Annotated in this window: 21 protein-coding genes; 3 read left to right on the top strand and 18 right to left on the bottom strand. The window is 64.2% G+C overall.

Annotated features, from left to right (window positions below):
* Positions 1 to 16: 16 nt before the first annotated feature.
* Together GRB80_RS15695 and GRB80_RS15690 are read right to left on the bottom strand one after the other, a co-directional pair.
* Positions 17 to 562 (bottom strand): hypothetical protein, encoded by a 546-nt coding sequence (locus GRB80_RS15695; RefSeq protein ID WP_161424166.1) that lies wholly within the window; start codon positions 560 to 562, stop codon positions 17 to 19.
* A 4-nt stretch (positions 563 to 566) separates the two neighbouring features.
* Positions 567 to 947, bottom strand: coding sequence for a c-type cytochrome (locus GRB80_RS15690; RefSeq protein ID WP_161424165.1), 381 nt, complete (start codon positions 945 to 947; stop codon positions 567 to 569).
* Positions 948 to 1265: 318 nt separating this feature from the next.
* Here GRB80_RS15690 and GRB80_RS15685 point away from each other — a divergent pair, with 318 nt between their 5' ends.
* Positions 1266 to 2975, top strand: a complete 1710-nt coding sequence (locus GRB80_RS15685; protein WP_161424164.1) for a sigma-54-dependent Fis family transcriptional regulator — start codon at positions 1266 to 1268, stop codon at positions 2973 to 2975.
* 34 nt (positions 2976 to 3009) lie between these two features.
* On the opposite strand, the gene GRB80_RS15680 is transcribed toward GRB80_RS15685, so the two are convergent.
* From GRB80_RS15680 to GRB80_RS15640, 9 genes are all read right to left on the bottom strand, one after another.
* Positions 3010 to 3852 carry a 3-oxoadipate:acetyl-CoA acetyltransferase gene (locus GRB80_RS15680; RefSeq protein ID WP_161424163.1) on the bottom strand — a complete coding sequence of 281 codons (843 nt, stop codon included), beginning with the start codon at positions 3850 to 3852 and terminating at the stop codon, positions 3010 to 3012.
* A 149-nt stretch (positions 3853 to 4001) separates the two neighbouring features.
* The gene (gene pcaG / locus GRB80_RS15675; RefSeq protein WP_161424162.1) at positions 4002 to 4634 is read right to left on the bottom strand and encodes a protocatechuate 3,4-dioxygenase subunit alpha; all 633 of its coding nucleotides are present in this window, start codon (positions 4632 to 4634) and stop codon (positions 4002 to 4004) included.
* A 13-nt stretch (positions 4635 to 4647) separates the two neighbouring features.
* Positions 4648 to 5376 carry a protocatechuate 3,4-dioxygenase subunit beta gene (pcaH, locus tag GRB80_RS15670; protein WP_132041968.1) on the bottom strand — a complete coding sequence of 243 codons (729 nt, stop codon included), beginning with the start codon at positions 5374 to 5376 and terminating at the stop codon, positions 4648 to 4650.
* 99 nt (positions 5377 to 5475) lie between these two features.
* A complete protein-coding gene (gene pcaQ / locus GRB80_RS15665; RefSeq protein WP_161424161.1) occupies positions 5476 to 6390 on the bottom strand; it encodes a pca operon transcription factor PcaQ in 915 nt (304 codons plus the stop codon).
* A gap of 88 nt (positions 6391 to 6478) precedes the next feature.
* Positions 6479 to 7657, bottom strand: a complete 1179-nt coding sequence (locus GRB80_RS15660; RefSeq protein WP_161424160.1) for an alpha/beta fold hydrolase — start codon at positions 7655 to 7657, stop codon at positions 6479 to 6481.
* 13 nt (positions 7658 to 7670) lie between these two features.
* A complete protein-coding gene (gene pcaF / locus GRB80_RS15655; RefSeq protein WP_161424159.1) occupies positions 7671 to 8873 on the bottom strand; it encodes a 3-oxoadipyl-CoA thiolase in 1203 nt (400 codons plus the stop codon).
* An 18-nt stretch (positions 8874 to 8891) separates the two neighbouring features.
* Positions 8892 to 9680, bottom strand: a complete 789-nt coding sequence (locus GRB80_RS15650) for a CoA-transferase subunit beta (RefSeq protein WP_161424158.1) — start codon at positions 9678 to 9680, stop codon at positions 8892 to 8894.
* Positions 9680 to 10510: a CoA transferase subunit A gene (locus GRB80_RS15645; RefSeq protein ID WP_132041963.1), complete on the bottom strand. Its 831-nt coding sequence runs from the start codon at positions 10508 to 10510 to the stop codon at positions 9680 to 9682. The genes GRB80_RS15650 and GRB80_RS15645 overlap by 1 nt, the downstream gene beginning before the upstream one ends.
* A gap of 174 nt (positions 10511 to 10684) precedes the next feature.
* Positions 10685 to 12028 (bottom strand): class-II fumarase/aspartase family protein, encoded by a 1344-nt coding sequence (locus tag GRB80_RS15640; protein WP_161424157.1) that lies wholly within the window; start codon positions 12026 to 12028, stop codon positions 10685 to 10687.
* Positions 12029 to 12221: 193 nt separating this feature from the next.
* On the opposite strand from GRB80_RS15640, the gene GRB80_RS15635 reads away from it, so the two are divergent.
* On the top strand, positions 12222 to 13007 hold the full coding sequence (locus tag GRB80_RS15635; RefSeq protein ID WP_161424156.1) for an IclR family transcriptional regulator domain-containing protein: 786 nt from the start codon (positions 12222 to 12224) through the stop codon (positions 13005 to 13007).
* Between the two features lie 18 nt (positions 13008 to 13025).
* Positions 13026 to 13973 (top strand): AEC family transporter, encoded by a 948-nt coding sequence (locus tag GRB80_RS15630; RefSeq protein WP_161424155.1) that lies wholly within the window; start codon positions 13026 to 13028, stop codon positions 13971 to 13973.
* A gap of 4 nt (positions 13974 to 13977) precedes the next feature.
* Here GRB80_RS15630 and aroQ read toward each other — a convergent pair whose 3' ends face one another.
* The 7 genes from aroQ to trmB all read right to left on the bottom strand — a co-directional run bounded on the left by aroQ (position 13978) and on the right by trmB (position 20895).
* Entirely contained in the window at positions 13978 to 14412 is a 435-nt protein-coding gene (gene aroQ / locus GRB80_RS15625) for a type II 3-dehydroquinate dehydratase (RefSeq protein ID WP_161424154.1), read from the bottom strand.
* Between the two features lie 19 nt (positions 14413 to 14431).
* Positions 14432 to 17431 carry a bifunctional [glutamate--ammonia ligase]-adenylyl-L-tyrosine phosphorylase/[glutamate--ammonia-ligase] adenylyltransferase gene (glnE, locus tag GRB80_RS15620; RefSeq protein WP_161424153.1) on the bottom strand — a complete coding sequence of 1000 codons (3000 nt, stop codon included), beginning with the start codon at positions 17429 to 17431 and terminating at the stop codon, positions 14432 to 14434.
* 79 nt (positions 17432 to 17510) lie between these two features.
* Positions 17511 to 17882, bottom strand: coding sequence for a diacylglycerol kinase (locus GRB80_RS15615; RefSeq protein ID WP_161424152.1), 372 nt, complete (start codon positions 17880 to 17882; stop codon positions 17511 to 17513).
* Positions 17883 to 17924: 42 nt separating this feature from the next.
* A complete protein-coding gene (dacB, locus tag GRB80_RS15610) occupies positions 17925 to 19364 on the bottom strand; it encodes a D-alanyl-D-alanine carboxypeptidase/D-alanyl-D-alanine endopeptidase (protein WP_237562008.1) in 1440 nt (479 codons plus the stop codon).
* 32 nt (positions 19365 to 19396) lie between these two features.
* Positions 19397 to 19726 carry a DMT family transporter gene (locus GRB80_RS15605; protein WP_132041955.1) on the bottom strand — a complete coding sequence of 110 codons (330 nt, stop codon included), beginning with the start codon at positions 19724 to 19726 and terminating at the stop codon, positions 19397 to 19399.
* Positions 19723 to 20142, bottom strand: a complete 420-nt coding sequence (locus tag GRB80_RS15600; RefSeq protein ID WP_132041954.1) for a PACE efflux transporter — start codon at positions 20140 to 20142, stop codon at positions 19723 to 19725. Before GRB80_RS15600 ends, GRB80_RS15605 begins: the two co-directional genes overlap by 4 nt.
* 51 nt (positions 20143 to 20193) lie before the next feature.
* Positions 20194 to 20895 carry a tRNA (guanine(46)-N(7))-methyltransferase TrmB gene (trmB, locus tag GRB80_RS15595; protein WP_132041953.1) on the bottom strand — a complete coding sequence of 234 codons (702 nt, stop codon included), beginning with the start codon at positions 20893 to 20895 and terminating at the stop codon, positions 20194 to 20196.
* Positions 20896 to 21028 lie beyond the last annotated feature (133 nt).

Genomic DNA, 21028 nt, shown 5'->3' with positions numbered 1-21028 from the left:
TATTATGATCGGGGGCTTACAGCCGAACCAGGAAGCTCAGCTCGGTGGCACTGACGGATTCACCGTACGGACGCTTGATGTCTTGGCTGTGGCGCACGCTACCCGAGGCCGTTGCCAGACGGGCATATTCACGCCCCAGTGCGGCTTGCCAGCTGCCCGCATCTACCGCCAACGGCGCCGCGATGGGACCGCGATGGCTCAGCAGGCGATGCTGTCCCGCGTCATGTCGCCCCAACGCCAGCACTCGGCCGCGACCGGCCAGTAGACTGGTCAGCAGTACCAGGCCCGCCTCATCGGTAAATCCAGTCGCCAGCGTGCCGGCGGGCTGTACATTCAGCGCTAACGGGTCGAGACGACCTTCATAGCGCGGCGTCCAGCCCTGCTGACGCAACCCCTGACCTAGCTCGGTCGTGGAGCGATCGACGCCGAAGAGACTGATCGAGCCATGTGCCGGATCATCAGCAAGGCCGCCATCGGAGGCCCATGCGGCCCCCAACGAGAGCGGCACGGAGGCGCCCAACAGCAGGCCATTCTTCATGAGTTGTCGCCGTGTCAGCTTCATGGCGCTACTCCTCGCTATCCGCGGCGTGCGCCAGATCGCCGCCCATCAATGCCTGGATCAGCGCCTCCAGCTCAGGGTCGCTGATCTTGGCTTCGCGGAAGGACGGCATGGCGGCTCGGCCGTTGCGTACCGTCATACGGATATAGTTTCCACGCGCCTCATGGGCCACTTCGGGGAATGCCATGGTGATCGGAGCCACCTTGTTGGCGACGTCCGTTTCGTGGCAGTGGGAGCAGACCTGCCGGTAGACTTCGGCGGGTTCACGCATATCGGTTTCACTCTCTGCCGCCGCCACGGAGGGGAGCAGCAGAGAGCCGAACAGGGTCAGTGCCCCGATCGTCACTGGGGAGAGGCGCCGGGAAAGCACCCTTGTTATGTTTTTCATGGTCAATGTCACCCGTCTGGTCGTTATGGGCTTGCCGTCGATAGAGCCTCCAACTACCCCTAGACTTTAGTCTAATCAAAAGGTTATCAGCGGACTCCAGCCCTATTTACCTGTCAAGAACCGTGCCGAAACTCTAAAACCGTGGGTAATCAATGCACTAGGCGAATTACACGCAAACATTAATTCGCAATACGAACATGCGTTCGCTAATATCGGTTAACCATTTGCTCATCATTGCCTAAATCATCACCTCAGGGCGTCACCTCCTGATACTGCCTGGGTGATATCCTGACATTGCGACTTGTCGACGAGTGACTCATGACTGCCAGCACTCCCCAGTACCCCAGCGCCCGCGACCTGATGGACGCCCTGCGTTTCCTTCCGGAGGAGGGGCAGGTCTGGTTGGGCGAGCAACGCATGTTGCTGATGTCGCTGCAGGCGTCAGCGTTCTTTCGTAATGAGCTGGTGTCCACCCTGGGAGCGGAGCGCGCCCGTGGCGTCTTCATCCGCCTGGGCTACTACTCCGGCCTGCAGGATGCCGAGCTCGGCGAGTCACTGCGCGGCAGGCAACTGGGGCTGCACGACAGCTTCCTGGCTGGCCCACAGCTTCACGCGCTGCTGGGCCACGTCAAGGCGGTGCCAGGCCAGCTGGATATCGACCTGGAGGCCGGCCGGTTCTACAGCGAGTTCATCTGGCAGGGCTCGTTCGAGGTTGAGGTGTGGCGTTCTCGTGGCGTACAGAGTGCGCCGGTTTGCTGGACGCTACTGGGGTACGCCTCGGGTTATGCCACCCAGCTGCTGGGACGCGAGGTGCAGTATCGAGAAGTGGAGTGCCTGGGCTGCGGCGACGCCCGGTGCCGGATCATCGGCAAGCTGGCCGAGAAGTGGTCCGACCATGAGGCCTTCTCCTCCCTCCTGCGTGAAGCCCCACTGATCGATGAGCTTTACGAGCTGCAGGCGCGGGTTGCGACCCTGGAGGGAGACCTCACCCATCAGCGGCCCGACGATGACTGGGGTCCCATCGGTTCGGCACCCGCCTTTCGAGAAATGTTGACGATGCTCGACAGTGCAGCCGTCTCGGAAGTGCCGGTGTTGCTGCTCGGAGAGACCGGCACCGGCAAGGAGATCCTGGCTCGGCGCCTTCACGAACAGAGCCTGCGTGCCAAGGGCCCCTTTGTCGCCGTCAACTGCGCCGCCATTCCGCCGGAACTGATCGAGTCTGAGCTATTTGGTGTCGAGAAGGGAGCCTATACCGGCGCGGTACAGTCACGCCTCGGGCGCTTCGAGCGGGCCCACGGCGGCACCCTGTTCCTCGACGAGCTGGCCGAACTTTCGCCCCGTGCCCAGGCCGCCCTGCTCCGTGCCCTGCAGGAGCACCAGATCGAGCGAGTCGGTGGCCAGGACGTGAGGGAGGTGGATGTGCGGGTAGTCGCGGCCACCCACAACGATCTGCACCAGCGGGTCGCGGAGGGAGCCTTCCGGCGTGACCTGTTCTTTCGACTCAATGCCTTTACGCTGACGGTACCGCCCCTGCGTGACCGTCTCGAGGACATTCCCACTCTGGCCGACCACTTCCTGGCCGGCTGCGAGCACCACTATCAGCGCCGCACCTTGGGCTTCTCCGACCAGGCCCGCTCGGCCATGGCTCAGTACACCTGGCCCGGCAACGTGCGTGAATTGAAGAACACCATCGAACGTGGAGTGATTCTCACCGCCGATCAGAAACATATCACCGAACGGGCACTGTTCGGCGACTACCGGGTACCCACGCTGCAAAAGGAGAAGGGGCAAGGACTCAACGACCGGGGCCAACTCGAGGCGTCGACAGAGACCCCTGACTCGGAGGGCACACCCCGGCAACATATCCAGGCCCTGTTCGATGCTGGGCTGACCCTCGAGGATATCGAGCGAGAGATGCTGATCGCGGCCCAGGAGGAAAGCGAGGGCAATATTGCCGCCGCCGCCCGCCGGCTGGGCATGACACGCCCAGCCTACGCCTACCGGCTGAAGAAGTACGCTCTACGCTGAGGACGGGCCGGGCATCGTTATCACCGGTTCATTTTCAGGGCGACCCTGAAGGCATTGAAAGTCCAAGAATCTCGCGGGCCTGCTGCCAGGTCGCCACCGGGCGCTCATACTTCTCGCACAGCGCCACCGTGCGCTCGACTAGGGCCGCATTGGAGGGTGCAAGGTTATCGCGATCGAGACGCACGTTGTCCTCGAGGCCGGTGCGGGTATGGCCGCCGGCGGCGATCGACCACTCGTTGAGCAGGTACTGGTTGGCACCGATGCCGGCACCACACCACTGGGCGTCGGGCGCCAGCCGCTTGAGGGTCTCGATATAGAAATCGAAGGTGGGCTTGTCCGCCGGCATCGCGTTCTTTACCCCCATCACGAACTGCACATAGAGCGGCGCCTTGAGCTTGCCCTGCTTGGAGAGGCTCACCGCCTGGTGGATATGCGACAGATCGAAGGCCTCGATCTCGGGCTTGATGTCATACTTGAGCATCTCCTCGGCGAGCCAGTCGACCAGCTGCGGCGGATTCTCGTAGACGCGATTGGGGAAGTTGTTGGAGCCCACCGAGAGGCTGGCCATATCGGGCTTGAGCGGCAGCATGCCGCCGCGCTCCTCGCCAGCCCCTGAACGACCGCCGGTGGAGAGTTGCACGATCATGCCTGGGCAGTGCTTGTTCAGCCCCTCCAGCAGGCGTCCGAACTTTTTCGGGTCAGAGCTGGGCGTCTGGTCGACATTGCGCACGTGGCAGTGGACGATGGTCGCCCCAGCCTCGAAGGCCGCCTGGGTGCTCTCGATCTGCTCCTCGACGGTGATCGGCACGGCCGGGTTGTTTTCCTTGCGCGGCAGGCTGCCGGTGATGGCGACACAGATGATGCAAGGGTTAGACATGGTGATCTCTCTTCGTACCGCAACGGTACCGTGGCTCATTATCATCAGGGGGCGTCTCCCCCGTGGCGTGTGCTCGGCGCCGAAGACGCCGAACGCCGCCCCGGTGGGCGGCGCGGATGACCGGAACCCTAGAGGTCCAGGGCGCCGGGTCAGAAGTCGAAGAAGACCGTTTCACCCTCGCCTTGCAGGCGAATGTCGAGACGATAGCGCACCTTGCCGTCGACCTCCTCGCGCCGGGCGATCAGCGTCTGGCGGCGGGTCGGCGATTCGATGCGCGACAGCACCGGACAGCTGGCGTTGGCCTCGGCCTCATCATCGAAGTAGAGGCGAGTCTGCAGCTGGATATTGATGCCGCGGGCAAAGATCGCCAGGTTGATGTGCGGCGCCTGGGACTGACCACTGGCGTGGGCCACGGGGCCAGGTTTGACGGTAGTCAGTGACCACTCGCTGCCATGATCAAAAGTGGTGGCGGTTCGCCCGAAGCTGTTGAACGGCTTCTCGAGGTCGAATTCCGGTTGATACTCGCCATTGCTATTGGCCTGCCAGGCCTCGATAAAGGCATCGCGGACCAGGTCGCCATTGCCATCGATCACGGTGCCGACCACCTCGATATGCTCACCCTCGGCCTCGGGGCGAGCCATCTCGTTCCAGATCTCCTCGTCGCGGGTCGGGTTGCCGGCGGCGGCCAGGGCCAGGCCGATATGCACGTAGGGGCCGGCGGTCTGGGAGGCGGTCTCACGCAGCATCAGTTCGCTGGTGGGTCGGGAATTCGGCTGGTTCATCTCGTCACCCCTGTTACTGATTTTCGAAGTAGGTCTGCAGTTCGCCGCGCACCACCAGGTCGAAGCGATAGGCCAGGCAGTCCATGGGCTTGCTGCGGGCCATGTCCAAGCGACCTATCATGGTCTCCACGGCTTCGGGGTCCTTGAGGGTGTGGACGATGGGACACAGCGGGATCAGCGGATCGCCCTCGAAGTACATCTGGGTAATCAGGCGCGTGGAGATCGAGGGTCCCATCACCGACACATGAATGTGCGAGGGGCGCCAGCTGTTGGGATCGTTGGGCCAGGGGTAGGGGCCCGGCTTGATGGTGCGAAAGCGATACCAGCCCTGCTCATCGGTCAGGGTGCGCCCCACACCACCGAAGCTGGGGTCCAGCGGCGCCAGGTAGCTATCATTCCGGTGGCGGTAGCGACCACCGGCGTTGGCCTGCCACATCTCCACCAGGGTATGAGGAACCGGCTTGCCGAACTGGTCGACCACGCGGCCGAACATGATGATGCGCTCGCCCTGGGGTAGCCCCTGGTTCTGGTCCTGACGAAAGTTCAGCAGCAGGTCATTATCGTGTGGGCCCATTCGCAGTTGCCGAAAGTCGGGGCCGGAAAGCTCCGATACCGTTGGCTTCTGCATGCTGACCAGCGCCTGCTGCGGTGACCGGGCAACGGAGGTCTTGTACCCCGGGGCATAGGCCGGTGGGTGCCAGTTGCGGTCGCGCTCGACGAATCGCTTGCTGTCGTATTGCATTTCATTCCTCTCAGGGGAGATTACGTTGACCCAGATCAGTCTGACGGTAGTCACACGGGCTGCCAATTGACACCTTGGGCTCCACCCATAACCCAGTGGTTATGGGATGCCCGATGCCACTCCTCGCAGCGTCTCACAGAATGTCTCCAGCGCCAGCGAGGGCGCCAGGCTGGTATTGATGCATAACCCCACCGAGCCCCCTCGCTCCTCCAGGGGCAGGGCCAGCTCGGCAAGCACTCCCGCGTCGACCGCCCCACATGCGGCCTCCTCCGGTGCCACCCAGACGGCATCGCTCCCCTGGACGTAGTACCGACCAAGTGGAAGGGAAAGCGTCTCGAGTTGGCTCGTCGGCAGCTCCAGGCCATGACGCACGAAGAAGCTGTCCACCCGCTGGCGTAGCGTGGTCTGAGGGGGCGGCAGCACCCAGGGAAAGCCCATCAACTGATGTGGTTCCAGATGAGCCTTGTCGGCGAGCGGATGTCCGCTTCGTACCACCAGAACCAGGCGTTGGTAGAAGAGGTGCTCGAAGGAAAGATCGAGGATCTCCCGCGCCTCGGTCATGCGCCCCACCACCAGGTCCAGCTCGCCACGACGCAACCGAGAGAGCAGGAAGGCGCTGGGGCCGGTGACCACACTGACCCCGCTCTCTCCCTCCATGCTCGCCTGCCAACGCAGGATCGCCTCCGGCAGCAACCGGCTCTCCACCGTGGAGAGAGCCCCGACACGCAACCAGCTGCCGGCGTGTTCCTCACCTAGTGCACCCACTCCCTCTTCCAGGGCACGCAGCGCCGGGCCGGCATGCCTCAGCAGGGTCAGGCCGGCCTCTGTCAGGGAGACGCCACGGGGGGTACGTTCGAAGAGACTGGCATCGGTGATCTCCTCGAGCTCCCGAATGGTCTTGGAGACCCCCGGCTGTGTGATCGACATCCGCTCGGCGGCCCGGGCAAAGCTTCGCTGGCGAGCCACCTCCAGGAAGGCCTGGATATGACGGAGCTTGATCCGCGCATTGAGCACACCAGACCTCCTGTTATCGAGATGGCGACCTTACGGTATTGCCATATGCCATACGCATGCCTGCCAGGTCTTGAAGCCCACCAGCGGATCACTCCGCCGTTTCGCCCCACCCCAGCTCCTTGGCCAGTGCAAAGGCGTGGTTGGCTGCCGGCACGCCGCCATAGATGGCCACATGCATCAGCACCTGGCGCAGCTCCGACTCGGATAGCCCGATACGCTTCGCCGTCTTGAGGTGCAGGGTCAGCTCTTCACGCCCCAGGGCGGCAAGGATGCCGGTGGTGATCATGCTGCGCTCGCGACGGGTCAGGTCCTCGTTGCTCCACAACTCCCCCCAGGCCAGGCGGGTGATCATCTGCTGGAAGGGGGCATCCAGGCTGTTGGCATTCGCGGTGGAGCGTGCCACATGCTCCTCGCCCAGTACCTGCTTGCGAGTAGCGAGACCGGTGGTATAGTCGACGCCTCTGGAGCCCACGTCCCCCAGGTCCACGGCCAGCACCGCCAGCAGCTTCTCGGCAAACAGCTCCGGCACCTCCACGGAGGGCACATGACCCACGCCATCGAGGATCTCCAGGGGGGCGCCATCGAGCTCTTCGGCCAGGGCCTCGAGAGTCGCCGGCGGGGTGGCCAGGTCCTCGCTTCCACCCAGCAGCTGTACCTTGACGCCCTTCCCCGACAGCTTGCCGGTGAAGGTGTCGCGACCCAGCATCTCGCAGAGCTTGGCGTAGGCCTCGTCGTCACCACGCCCCATCTGGGTGCACCAGCCCGCCTTGAGGGCCGGCTCTGCCTCGAAGCAGGCAGGAGCGAACCAGCGCGGGACGATCTCCTCGGACATCGCCGCCAGCCCCTCCTGGCGCACTCGGCCGGCTCGGGTGTTCCACAGCTCGGCGTTGCCGATCACGGCTCCGGTGTTGGTCAGGGTGGCGGTAAGCAGGCGCTCTGCATGTTCGGCGATCAGCTGCTGGCCCACCGCGCCGCCGATGGAGGTGCCGGCATAGTGGAAACGCTCGGCGCCGGCATGGCTAGCCAGAGCCAGAACCTCTTCGGCGAGTGCGGCAGGCGTGATGGCCCCTTCTCCCCAGGCCTGGCTGGCCCCATGGCCGGGCAGGTCCCAGGTCAGCACGCGATAGCGCGGCAGCAGCATCGGCAGCACGTCATCCCATACCGCCTGACTCATGCCCAGTGGGTGCGCCAGCACGACCAGCGGGTTGGCCTTGGGACCTAACAGACGATAGGCAACGCTGCGCCCGTTGATAGTCAGAAATGCCATATAAAGTCTCCTGTCATACCCGTTCGATCAGGGTCGCAATGCCCTGACCCACGCCCACGCACATGGTGCATAGCGCATAGCGCTTGCCGCTCTTCTGCAGCTCATGGGCGGCGGTCAGCAACAGGCGCGCACCGGACATGCCCAGCGGGTGCCCCAGGGCGATGGCGCCACCGTTGGGATTGACCCGCGGGTCATCGTCGGCAATGCCCAGATCGCGCATGCAGGCCAACGCCTGGGCGGCGAAGGCCTCGTTGAGCTCGATCACCTCGACCTCATCGAGGGACACGCCGGTGCGCTCGAGCAGGCGGTTGACCGCCGGCACCGGACCATAGCCCATGATGCGTGGCTCGACACCGGCGGTGGCCATGCCGAGAATCTTCGCCATGGGCGTCAGCCCATGCCGCTCGACCGCGACGGTACTTGCCACCAGCATGGCGGCGGCGCCGTCGTTGACGCCCGAGGCGTTGCCGGCGGTGACGCTGCCGCCCTCACGGAAGGGCGTCGGCAGGCCGGAAAGCTTCTCGAGGCTGGTCGCGCGCAGATGCTCATCCTGGTCGAAGATCAGCGGCCCCTGCTTGCGGCGCGGGATCTCGATGGCGGTAATCTCTTCCTTGAACCGCCCGGCCTGCTGTGCCGCGGCGGCCTTCTGCTGGGAGCGCAGGGCGAAGGCGTCCTGGTCCTCACGGGAGATGCTGAACTGCTCGGCCACGTTCTCGGCGGTCTCGGGCATGGAGTCCACGCCATAGGCCTTCTTCATCTGAGGGTTGATGAAGCGCCAGCCGATGGTGGTGTCCTCGATCTTCTGCCCCCGGGAGAAGGCGCTATCGGCCTTGCCCATCACATAGGGGGCGCGGGACATGGACTCCACGCCACCGGCCAGGGCCAGGTCCATCTCGCCGGCCTTGATGGCACGGAAGGCCGTGCCCACCGCATCCATGCCGGAGCCGCACAGGCGGTTCAGGGTGGTACCCGGCACCGAGGTCGGCAGGCCCGCCAGCAACGCGGACATGCGTGCCACATTGCGGTTGTCCTCACCGGCCTGGTTGGCACAACCCATGAAAACCTCTTCGATGGCCGCCGGCTCAAGACCCGGCGCCTCGGCCAATACCGCCTTGAAGATGGTGGCGGCCATGTCGTCGGGACGCACGCTTGCAAGGGTACCGCCGAAGCGGCCCACGGCGGTGCGGCGTGGATGGCAGAGGAATACGTCGGTCATGTGACTCTCCTGATCGGCTTACTGGCCGGCATGGGCTCGTTCGGTACGCGCTTTCAGCTCGCGCAGGATCTCGAGCTCTTTCTCGCTGGGCTCGGGGGTGCTCTCGAGTACCTCGGCAAAGCGAATCTCCCAGCCGGTCGCTTCCTGGACCTGCTCGGGGGTGACTCCCGGATGGAGCGAGACCACGACCAATTCTCTGGTCTCGGGGTCGGGCTTCATCACACAGAGGTCGGTAATCACCCGGGTCGGCCCCTTGCCGATATTGGGTACGCCCTCACGGCCCTTGCCGTCGCGACCGAAGCCCAGCGTGGTGACGAAGTCGACCTCGTCCACGAAGGCACGCCTGGAGTGCTTCAGGGTGATAAACACTTCACCGGCATTCGTTGCGATCTCCGGCGCTCCCCCGCCACCCGGCAGGCGTACCTTCGGCTCTCGGTAGTCGCCGATCAGGGTAGTGTTGAGGTTGCAGTAGCGATCGATCTGGGCGGTGCCTAGAAAACCCACATCGATCTTGCCGCCCTGCAGCCAGTAGCGAAACATCTCCGGCACCGCCACGGTGGTCAGGGCCGTCTCGGCCAGCTCGCCGTCGCCGATGGAGAGCGGCAACACATCGGGCTTGGTCTGCAGGGTCCCGGACTCATAGATCAGCACCACGTCAGGGGCGTGGGTCAGGCGCGCCAGGTTGGCTGCCTCTGAGGGCAGGCCGATACCGACGAAGCAGGTGGTGCCGTTCTCCAGGGCACGGGCCGCAGTCACTGTCATCATCTCGGAAGAGGTGTAGTCCAGACGCTTGTCGGCGGCACTCATCAGGCGTTTCCTCCTGCGTTCATGACATTCTCTTCGATCCAGGCCGTGAAGGTGTCGCGATCCCTGGCGATGGCATCCCACTCCTTGTAGAAGGCGTTGTTGCGCGGGTAGTAACCATGGGCATAGGAGGGCAGCGAGCCCTGCTCGGCCACGGCGATGGCGTCGATGGCCCAGCCGGGGAGGATGCAAGCGTTGGGGTGGTAGCCCGGCTCGCTGCGCAGATCCTCCACGACCTCCTCGACCGTAACGATACTCTTTCTGGCGGCCAGTACCGCCTCCTTCTGGACGCCGACGATGCCTTCCACCAGCACGTTGCCGGCGCGATCGGCCTTCTGAGCATGGACGATGGAGACGTCCGGACGCACCGAGGGTACCGCGGCCAGTCGCTCGCCGGTAAAGGGGCACTCGATAAACTTGATCTGATCATTGACGCTCGGCAGTTCACTGCCTACATAGCCACGCAACACGGCCAGTGGCAGCCCCGCCGCACCGGCTTCGAAGGCGCAGGCCATGGCGGCATGGCTATGCTCGAGAATCTCGACCTTGTGGGGCCAACCCTTTTCTACTGCGTCGCGCAGGCGATGCAAGGAGCCCACCCCGGGGTTACCGCCCCAGGAGAAGATCACCTTCTTGGCGCAGCCGGCGCCGATCAGCTGGTCATACACCAGGTCGGGCGTCATGCGTATCAGGGTCAGGTCACGCTTCTTCTGGCGGATCACTTCGTGGCCCGCGGCGAAGGGAATCAGATGGGTAAAGCCCTCCATGGCCACGGTAGCGCCGTCCTCGACGTAGCGCGCCACCGCATCATGCAGGCTCAGGAACTCAGCCATGGGGTTTCTCCTGGCGGTTTCTCTTGCAAAGTTCGCTAAGCGAACTTTGATTTGTGATACGAACAATCTACTCCGCCATTACCCATATCGTCAATTTGGCTACCATTTAAATCACACGAGGGAGGCACTGCCTCCCTCGTAGCTAACGATTATTTTCCATTTATTTTCATAATCTTAACCGTCAAGCAACCAGTTCCTGGCACGCTGTACCTGATCCTTGCTGCTACCAAGGTACAAGGCGGGATTCGTTGCCCGGGCGACCGTCTCTGCTTCCAGTCGACCCCGGACCTCGGGGTGGCAATTAATGGCGTCGGCATAGGCAATGCCTTGAAGGCGCGCTGTTTCGGCGGCCTCGGCGCTAATCCGCTTGGCAACATCGGGCCCCTGGGTCGGCACCAGCAGCTTGGCGACCGGCTCGGCCATGATGCCCCCACCCGTTACCGCCAAATTGCGCCGCATCGCCTCGGGATGCACCTCCAGGCCCTCGAGCAGCACTGCCGCCTGCTCCAGCGCCCCCTCCAGCAGCAGGGCGCTATCGATCAGCGGTGACCATTCGGCATGCCACTCTCCCAGCCCCCGTTCCAGCGGCTGGGCGGCGGCGTTGAGCAGCACCGTGGTATGGCCATGCACCTGGCGGGCCGCACCGCGAATCAGCGCGCAGCGCACTGGATTGCGCTTGTGAGGCATGGAGGAGGACTCCCCCATGCCTGGAGCCGAAGGCTCGGCGACCTCGCCGACCTCCGTCTGGGTCAGCAGCGACACATCCAGGGCAAGTTTCTCGGCGGCTCCGGCCACCGCATCCAGGGCGGTACCCAAGGCGTGGACTGGTTGACGGTCGGTATGCCAGGGCAGTATTGGAACATCGAGCCCCAACCGTCCGGCGAGGGCGTCCATGAAGATGAGCCCCAGGTTGTCCCCGCCAGCCCCTTCCAAACCGGAGTGCACGCCCACTGCCCCGCCGAACTGTACCGGTAGTTCGATTGCCGCCAAACGGCGACGCGCCTGCTCCAGCCCTACCGCCCAGTGGGCCACCTTGACCCCGAAGGTGATCGGCAGCGCCTGTTGCATCAGCGTTCGTCCCACCATCACCGTGCCGGCATGGGCCTCCATCAGCGAGATGGCGGCACTGCGGCATCGCACTAGCAGAGACTCCAACGCCACCAGGCGTGGCTTGAGCAGCAGCATCAAGGCGCTATCTACCACGTCCTGACTGGTGGCTCCCTGATGGAAGTAGCGCCTGAGGTCATCGGGCAGTGCCGACCGTGCCTGCTTGACGAAGGGAATGGCCGCATTGCCACCGCTGGCGATGCCGGCAGCGATCGCCTCGCTATCGAAGACATGCGCCTCGAGGCTCTCGCGCATGGAACGGCTGACGCCGGCTGGCACGGCGCCGCTGGCCTCCTGAACCTCGGCGAGGCCCAGTTCGAAGGCCAGCATGGCCTTCACCATCGCCTGGGCATTGCACTGGCTCAGTGCGGTTTGGCTCATAAAGGGGTGCTGCAGCAGGGAGGCAGGCATAGTGGTCTCTCGGTATCGTTCGGATCGGGTCTGTTCGGAATAGGCCCTGGCCGATATAGCCTGGCCAGTCGACTCTGGCCAATCGACTCTAATCGACTAAAGCCCAAGCCCGCACACATGTTCGCAAAACGAACATTATGCTAGAGTGGAGGTCGACTCCGAGCAACCCGGAACGCCGCATGATGGAACGACCATGACTCCCCAGGAAGACGTTCTCAGCCCCGACGACCGCGACTTTGTCACCGCCCTGGCCAGCGGGCTGGAGGTGATTCTGGCCTTCGACGAGGCTCACCCTCGCATGACGCTCAGTGAGGTCGCCGCTCGTACCGGCATGAACCGTGCCCGCGCCCGCCGTTTTCTGCTGACGCTCCATGCCCTGGGCTATGTCAGCAAGCAGGGCCGAAACTTCGAGCTGGCCCCCAGGGTACTGCAGCTCGGCTACGCCTTCCTGTCCAGCAACAACTACCGCAGCGTGATACAGCAGGTACTCGAAGATATCACCCAGCAGTGCGGCGAGTCCTCCTCGCTGGGGGTCCTCGACGGCGAGGCGATAACTTATGTGGCCCGCTCCTCTTCGCCACATCGCTTGATGGCCATCACCCTGTCGGTCGGTACCCGCCTGCCCGCGGCCCATACCTCCATGGGCCGTGTGCTGCTGGCCCAGCTGTCCGAGGCGGAGCTGGATGCCTGGCTCGCCCGCGTCACGCTGGAGAAACATACCGACAAGACCATCACCGACAAGGGAGAACTGAAGCGCTGCATCCTCGAGGTGCGCCGCCAGGGCTACGCCATCGCCGACCAGGAGCTCGACTCCGGACTACGCTCACTGGCAGTTCCCGCCTTCGATGCCAATGGCAAGCTACTGGGCGCCATCAATATCAGCACCAATGCCGCCCGGATCGATCACGATACCCTGATACAGGAGTATCTGCCGCTGCTACAGCAGAAGGCGCAAGAGATTCGCACCACCATCAGCTGATCTGCCAAGGAAGGCCTCATGCTGGAGATTCTGACGATCACGCTACCGATCTTTATCTTGATCGGTGCCGGCTTCCTGGCGGCGTTTTCCGGGCTGCTGAGTCGCGACAATATGCAGGGCATCGCCACCTTCGTGATGTTTTTCGCCCTGCCCTCACTGTTGATTCGGGCCCTGACCGCCACCCCGCTCGAGAAAGCCTTGAATATCGGCTACCTGCTGGCCTACGGGCTTGGCTCGGTGCTGGTATTCGCCGCGGGACTCGCCCTGTCGCGCTGGCGCGGCCATGCGCTGGACGCCGCGGCCATTCATGCCCTGGGCATGTCGGCGGCCAATAGCGGCTTTATCGGCTATCCGGTTGCGGTGATGGTTATCGGCGCACCGGCGGCGATCTTCATGGCACTCAACATGGTCGTGGAAACCCTGCTGATCATTCCCATGGCCCTCACCCTGGCCGAGGCCAGCCGCCACAACGGCGGCGGGCTTTCCCGGGTCGTCCACAAGACGCTCGCCAGGCTCTCCCGTAACCCGGTATTGATCGGCCTGCTGACCGGCGTGACCCTGGCCCTGACCGGCTGGCAGCTGCCCACCCCACTTGCCAAGGCCATCGATATGCTCGCCGAGGCGGCCGGGCCGGCAGCCCTGTTCACCATCGGTGGCATGCTGCATGGCTTGAAGGTGCGTGGCATGGCGGCCGACATGGGGCAGATAGTGATCGGCAAGCTGCTGCTGCACCCCCTGGCGGTGCTGGCCTTCTTGCTACTGCTTCCCGAGTCGGACCCGATGATGATTGCTGGCGGCCTGCTGTTCGCCTGCGCGCCGATGATCAGCGTCTATCCACTATTCGGCAAGCAGTTCGACCAGGGCGACACCAGTGCCGCCGCACTGATGGTCGGTACCCTGGCCTCCTTCCTCACCATCAGCTTGTCGATCTGGCTGCTGACCCTGTTCGACCTGCTGCCCATCTAGTCACCTAGTTCGACCGCATCACCGCCTCCAGGGCGGCCCGGTAGCCCTGGGTGCCGAGCCCGGCGATCACACCGTCGGCACGCAGCGAGACATAGGAGTGGTGGCGGAAACTCTCGCGCCGGTGCACGTTGGAGAGGTGGACCTCGATGACCCGGCCGTCGAAGGCGTTCAGGGCATCGAGGATCGCCACCGAGGTGTGGGTATAGGCCGCCGGGTTGATGATGATCGCCGCGGTGCCGTCCAGGCGCGCCGCCTGGATCCAGTCGATCAGCTCCCCCTCATGATTGCTCTGCCGACAGGTGACCTCCCAGCCCCCCAGGGCCGCCTGCTCATGGAGCGTGTTATTGATGTCGTCCAGGGTCTCATGGCCATAGACCTCGGGCTGGCGGGTGCCCAGCAGGTTGAGGTTGGGGCCATGCAGTACCAGTGCCTTGTTCATTGATAGATATCCTTGGTAATCAATCCTTGGGCTCTGCCGCCTCTTCCGGCGGTTCCAGCAGCCGTTGCCACGCCTCGATGACCGCCCGGCGATGATCCTGGAAGGCCTCGTCGCGACCGCGTGCCGGCTCGCGGGTAAGCGAGGCACGATGGGCGGCGCTGCGCAGCGCCAGGTAGGCCTCTCGCAGGCGCCGGCACTCCTCGGCCGGCAGTCGCTCGCTGGCCTCCAGCGTCTCGAGGATACGCATGTTGTCGCTCCACTCGAGCAGTGCCGGTGTCTCATGCCCCATGGCCAGCACGGCGTACTGACAGAGGAACTCGAGGTCGATCATGCCGCCAGGATCGTGCTTGAGATCGAACTCTCCCTCCGCGCTCTTGCCACCCAGATGATCGCGCATCTTGTGACGCATTTTGGTGACCTCCTCACGCAGCAGCGCCACGTCACGCTCACGCCCCAGAATCTCGCGACGCACGTCGTCGAAACCTTCGGCCAGCCGTGCATCCCCGGCCACGACCCGAGCACGCACCAGCGCCTGGTGTTCCCAGGTCCAGGCCTCACGGCGCTGGTAATCCGCGTAAGCCTTGAGCGAGGTGACCAGCAGGCCGGAATTGCCCGAGGGGCGCAGCCGCATATCCACATCGAACAGCGTACCCGCGGGCGTCACCGCGGTGAGCAGATGGATGATGCGCTGACCGAGTCGCGTGTAGAAGATCGCATTGTCCAGCACGCGCTTGCCATCGGTCTCACCCTGGGGAGCGCCATCGTGGATAAACACCAGGTCCAGGTCGGAGCCGTAGCCCAGCTCGATGCCGCCGAGCTTGCCATAACCCACGATCAGAAAGGCCGGCGTCGCATCGGCGCGGCTGCCATCGGCCAGCAGAGGAAAGCCGTGCTTGCGAGTGAGATGTTTCCAGGCCATGGACAACACCGCCTCGAGGATCACCTCGGCGATATAGGTGAGGTAGTCGCTCACTTTCATCAGATGACGAGTCCCGGCGATATCCGACGCGGCCACATGCAGCGTCTGGGCGTGCTTGAAGACTCGCAGGGCCTCCAGCTGGGCCTCCTCGTCCTCCTCGGGGATACGGCCCAGGGATTGGCGCAGCTCGTCGGCGAGCCGCATCTTGTCGGCAGGCGTATAAAGGGTATCGGGCGTCAGCAGCTCGTCGAGCAGGATCGGGTAACGGGCCAGCTGTTCGGCGATCCACGGGCTCGCCGAGCAGAGCGTCATCAGGTGCCCCAGGGCATCGGGGTTCTCGCGCAGCAACGCCAGATAGGCGGTGCGCCGCAGCACCGACTCGATGAGTGGCAGCACGCGCTCCAGGGCAGTATCCGGCGCGTCACTCACGGCGACGGCATCGAGCAGCAGCGGCAGCAGGGCCTCAAGGCGCTCATAGCCGATGCGCTGCATGCCCTGCACCTGCCGCGAGTGATAGAGCGCACCGAGTCGTCGTGCCGCGGCGGCGGGATCGTTGAAACCCGCCTCCTCCAGGAGCACGGTCCTCTCCTCCTCGTCGAGCTCGCCCCGCCACAGTGCTCGCCACTGTTCCAGGGGAATGCCGCCGGCGGTCTCGTCGGCGACCTCCTCCACCTCCTCCTCGGGTTCGGCGATCACCGCATCGAAGTGATGACGCACCCGGCCGCGCACTTCGTCGAGGCACGCCATCAGTGCCGGCCACCCCTCCAGGTCCAGCGCCAGCGCGACCCGCTCTCGATCGAGCTCGTCGTCGGGCAGACACTGGGTCTGACGATCCTCCAGGGCCTGCAGCGCATGCTCCAGGTCGCGCAGGAAGACATAGTCGGGCATCAGCTCCTCGACCACCTCGACGGGCAGCAGACCCAGCTCGGGTAGGCGCTCCAGGGCGGTCTTCAAGGAGGTCACCTGCAGTTCAGTGTCGCGCCCACCGCGAATCAGCTGAAAGGCCTGAACCACGAATTCCACCTCGCGGATGCCCCCGGGGCCGAGCTTGATGTTGCCCTCCATGCCCTTGCGGCGCACCTCGCGATTGATCATGCCCTTGAGTTCGCGCAGCGACTCGATGGCCCCGAAGTCGAGATATCTGCGATAGACGAAGGGACGCAGGCCAGCCAGCAGCTCGGCACCGGCATCCAGATCGCCGGCCACCGGCCGCGCCTTGAGCATGGCGTAGCGCTCCCACTCGCGCCCCTGGTCCTGATAGTAGCTCGAGAGCGAGTTGAAGCTGCCGACCAGCGGCCCCCCGTCGCCCAGGGGGCGCAGGCGCATATCGACCCGGAAGGCGAAGCCGTCGGCGGTAACCGCATCCAGGGCTCCAATCAAGCGCTGCCCCAGCCTGGTGAAATACTCCTGATGCTCGAGGGACTTGCGACCGCCCTGCGTATCGCCCCCCTCGGGAAAGGCGAAGATCAGATCGATATCCGAGGAGAGGTTGAGCTCGCCGGCCCCCAGCTTGCCCATGCCCAGCACCACCAAACGCTGCTCATTGCCATCGCGGCGCGGGGCGGGACGACCCCAGCGCGGCGTCAGGAACGTCTCCAGCCAGGTCAACGCTGCCTCCAGACAGGTCTCGGCCAGCCGTGACACCGCCGCCGAGGTGGTCCACATGTCGGTATCCACGGGTCGTGTCAGGTCACGCCAGACGATGCCCACCATGCGCGCGCGACGGAAGCGCCGAATGACGGCATGCATGGAGGCTTCATCCTCGACCTCCTCGAGGCGCTCCTCGAGCCAGCCGTGCAGGGCGTCGGGATCCGGGGAGGCGTCAAGTTCGCCACTGGCATCCAGGTGCATGAGCCAGTCGGGATAGCGCACCAGCGTCTCGGCCACGAAATCCGATATGGCCAGCACCCGGGCCAGTTGCTCGCGGCGCGGCTCGGCGAGGCCGAGCCAGTCTTCCAGAGGGGAGTCGCGGTCGGTCATCTCCGCCAGGTGTTCGGCCTCCCCCAGCGCCTCGGCGAGCCGCTCCCGAGTGTGCTCCAGCGGCGCCCTGAGGGGTTCGGGAATGTCGTTCAGTGGCAGGAAGTCGTCGGGCAGAGGCATCGGCGTCTCGCGTCCAGGGTGGCGAATACCCCCAGCATAGCGAAGCGAGGCCCCCGCTGGCACCCGCCTGGTCGATGTATCAGCCGAAGAGTTTCTGACCCAGCAGCAGCAACCAGGTCAGGCCGGCCAGCAGCAGCGACACCATGACCGCGGCAGACCCCAGATCCTTGGCACGCCCGGAGAGCTCGTGATGCTCGGGGCCGATACGGTCCACGATGCTCTCGATCGCGCTGTTGAGCAGCTCCACTGCCAGCACGACCAGGCCGCTACCCAGCAGCAGGATCCAGTCCACCGGCCCATCGCCGAGCCATCCGGCCAGCGGCAGCAGCAGCAGGAACAGGACCAGCTCCTGTCGAAATGCCGCCTCGTGAAACCAGGCAGCCTTCATCCCCTTTATCGAGTATCGGGTGGAGTGCACCAGGTGACGCCAGCCGGTATGTCCGGGTTTCATCGTCTCTTCCTTGTATCTTGCTTGGAGCGTTGATCAGCTCATTCAGTGATTGTCGATCATGCGTTCGAGGTCCACCGCCAGGGGATCCAGCACTTCGGACCAGCTCAGGTAGGGAGTGCTGTCGGTACCGTTGATCAGCACGCTGAAGGCGCCCCAGCGACCGCGGGCGGTGCGAAAGTAGCCACTCACGGCCCTCACCGTCACCGGCTGGTTGAGGGTGCCGGTCTTGAGCATCACGTGCCGCTGGAAGGTATCGGAGCCACGCCGAATAAAGCGCATGACACCATTGTCCGGCGACTGCAGGGTGGCCACGAAGCTGGGGAACAGGGAGGGGCGGTGGTAAAGGCTATCCAGCAGGGCATTGGCGCCACGCGCCGAGGTGCGATTCTCCGGGGTCAGTCCACTCCCGCTGAACAGGGTCACCGGCCCATGTTCGGGAATGCCGGCCACGAAGGCTTCGATGGCGGCCCCAGCCGAGCGCAGGTCAGCACGTGGCGCCTCGACCAGGTTAAGGGCCAGCATATCGGCCATATAGTTGTTGGAGTAGTTCATGGTGCGAAGCAACAGTTCCTGCAGCGGCTTGCCATCCACGGCGGCCAGCGTAGTTGCTTCGGATGATGGAACCTGCTGGGTCGTATCCGCCCCGCCACTCACGGCGATGCCGGCTTGGTCGAGCATCGCCAGCAGCGTCAACGCCATCTGGTCAGCCGGATCGGCGCTGGCCCGATAGATATCGCGAGGATGGGCATTGGTGGAGATCTGGCCGCTCAGCCGCATCACGTCGCGGCCATCGCGGGTGATACGCACCGCGCTGATCTCGGTGCCGCTGTTGTCCGGTCGGGTCACCACCCCGTTGTCGATGGCCAGAATGGCCACCTGGCTATCACAATCGGTGACAATCGCCGGCTCTCCTGGTGTATCCGCGGGAGCCACATTGACACACCAGTTGCCGTAGTTGACCCCGGCCGAGGAGAGCAGCGCACTGTAGGCATGGCGCGTGCGCTCTCGCGCCTCACAACGGTCGTAGGTGAGGCACTCCACGGGACCGAAACGCCACTGGCTGACCAACAGTCTGCCGTTTACCCTGCGCACTCCCGCCTGATAGAGACGCTGCACCAGACGCCACAGGTCTTCACTGGTCAACGCCGGGTCACCACCGCCATCGAGAATTAGATCGCCCTGCAGAACCCCATGGCTATCTGGCTCCCGTGTACTGACCAGTCGAGTGGTGAAGCGGTGCTGTGGTCCCCAGCGATCCAGCGCGGCCGCGGCGAGGTAGCTCTTGCTGACCGACGCGGGGGACAGCAGGCGCTGCGGTTCGATGGCGGCCAGTACACGATCCTCGTCCAGCAGCCTGGCTTCGGCACTGATCCGGAACCCCTTGTCGAGTAAACGTGAGAGAGTCTCGAAGTCGGAAGCGTGGACAGGCAAGATGAGACACAGCAACAGCAGGGCAACGGTAGAACGCAGGCAACAGCGCATGACAGGGCTCATTGGCGGGTGAATGTGGGCCTTTAATGGGCAGAGACGGTAGAGAAAATCTGAATCACCGCGACACCGCCAATGATCATGGCGATCCCCAACAGTGCCGGTAGATCCGGCTTCTCACCATAGAGCAGAACGCCTGCCATGGTCACCAGCACAATGCCTAGCCCCGCCCAGATGGCGTAGGCGATCCCCACCGGCACAGTGCGCAGGACAAGGGCTAGCAGGTAGAAGGCGAGGCCATAGCCCACCACCACGGCCACACTCGGTCCCAATCGGGTGAAACCCTCAGAGGCCTTGAGAGCGGTAGTCCCCACCACCTCGGCGACGATGGCCAGGGCCAGGTACAGGTAGCTCATCGACACCTCTCCTGAGTCAGCCGGCGGTGCATGATGCGGTCGAAGGCCGTATTGAAGACCAGCGCATAGCATAAGAAGAACAACATAAAACCAAGATCCAGCCAGAATGCCTCGACCAGTCCGATCTGAAGCCACCACGCCACCACCGGCAGTGTCATGATCAACAGCCCCAGCTCAAACCCGCCCGCCTGGGCGATTCGCTGCCACACGCTGCGACGCCGAGTCGGCACCCAGCTATCGAACAGCCGATTCCAGATCAGGTTCCACAGCATCGCCGCACTTGCCAGGCCCACGGCCAGCACCCCGATGGCGCCACTATCGTGACCGGTCAGCGCGCTGCTTGCCGGGATCACGATCGCAAGTCCTAATGCTTCGAACAGCACCATATGAGTCAGGCGCTCTCGCCAAGAACGCATCGGTCTCTCCTTGCCATCAACACATTGCTTTCGGGGCCAGCACTTGCAGGGCTATCGCACCGCCCAGGCCTTCGCAATCAGCTCCGGGCGATACGATAGCTCGAGCGCCAGGCGCCATAGTGGCTGACCACTGAGATGATATTTCTGCTCGAAGGGCGTCAGATACTCTCCCGCTGGATCCAACGCCTCGATCTCGGCGGCAGTACCGGTGGCATACCCTAACCCCAGCAAAAACTCCTCGACATACAGCCGCCAATTGGAGCGCAACTCCAGCCGTCCACCCAGCGCCAGAATAAACGGGAAGACCGGATGGCCATGCCAGCGCAGCTTGAGCAGTGACGCCTTGGGGTAAGGGTTTGGATAGAGCAGGTAGTGACGTGCCGGCCGCCAGCCGGCCTGGAAGGCAAGCCGCCAGAAGTCCGCCAGGTCGGCCCTGACCAGCATGGCATTCGTCGGCAAGGGGCCATGATCTCGACTCAGCCGGCTCTCGCTGCGATCCACCCCGATGACTGCATGATCGGGGAAGGCCTCCGCCAGCCGACGGGTCGAAAGACCTACACCACAGCCGGCATCCAGGATCAACGGCATGTCGCTGCGTGCCTCCCTCCATCGAGCGGCGGAGGCAAAGGCTTCTCGAGTATGCTCGGCGACAGGCTTGCGCCAGGGATACTCCAGGGCACGCGCCACGCGTGTCTCGAGGCCCTGGTGAGGACCCGCCTGATTGGTAACGATGCGGCGAGAGGTGGCTTGCATGACGACCTGCTGTGATACGGAACGAGCACTGATTCTACCAGCCTCGCCTATTCCCCGTAAGCGAACGGGCATCACCGCTTGCGAGTAATCAGGCAGTGTGCTGCCAGTGATGGGGCAGGAGCTCGTGGAGCTG

Source organism: Halomonas icarae (assembly GCF_009901955.1).
Taxonomy (GTDB): domain Bacteria; phylum Pseudomonadota; class Gammaproteobacteria; order Pseudomonadales; family Halomonadaceae; genus Halomonas; species Halomonas icarae.
This window is presented reverse-complemented; position numbering and strand designations above follow the sequence as displayed.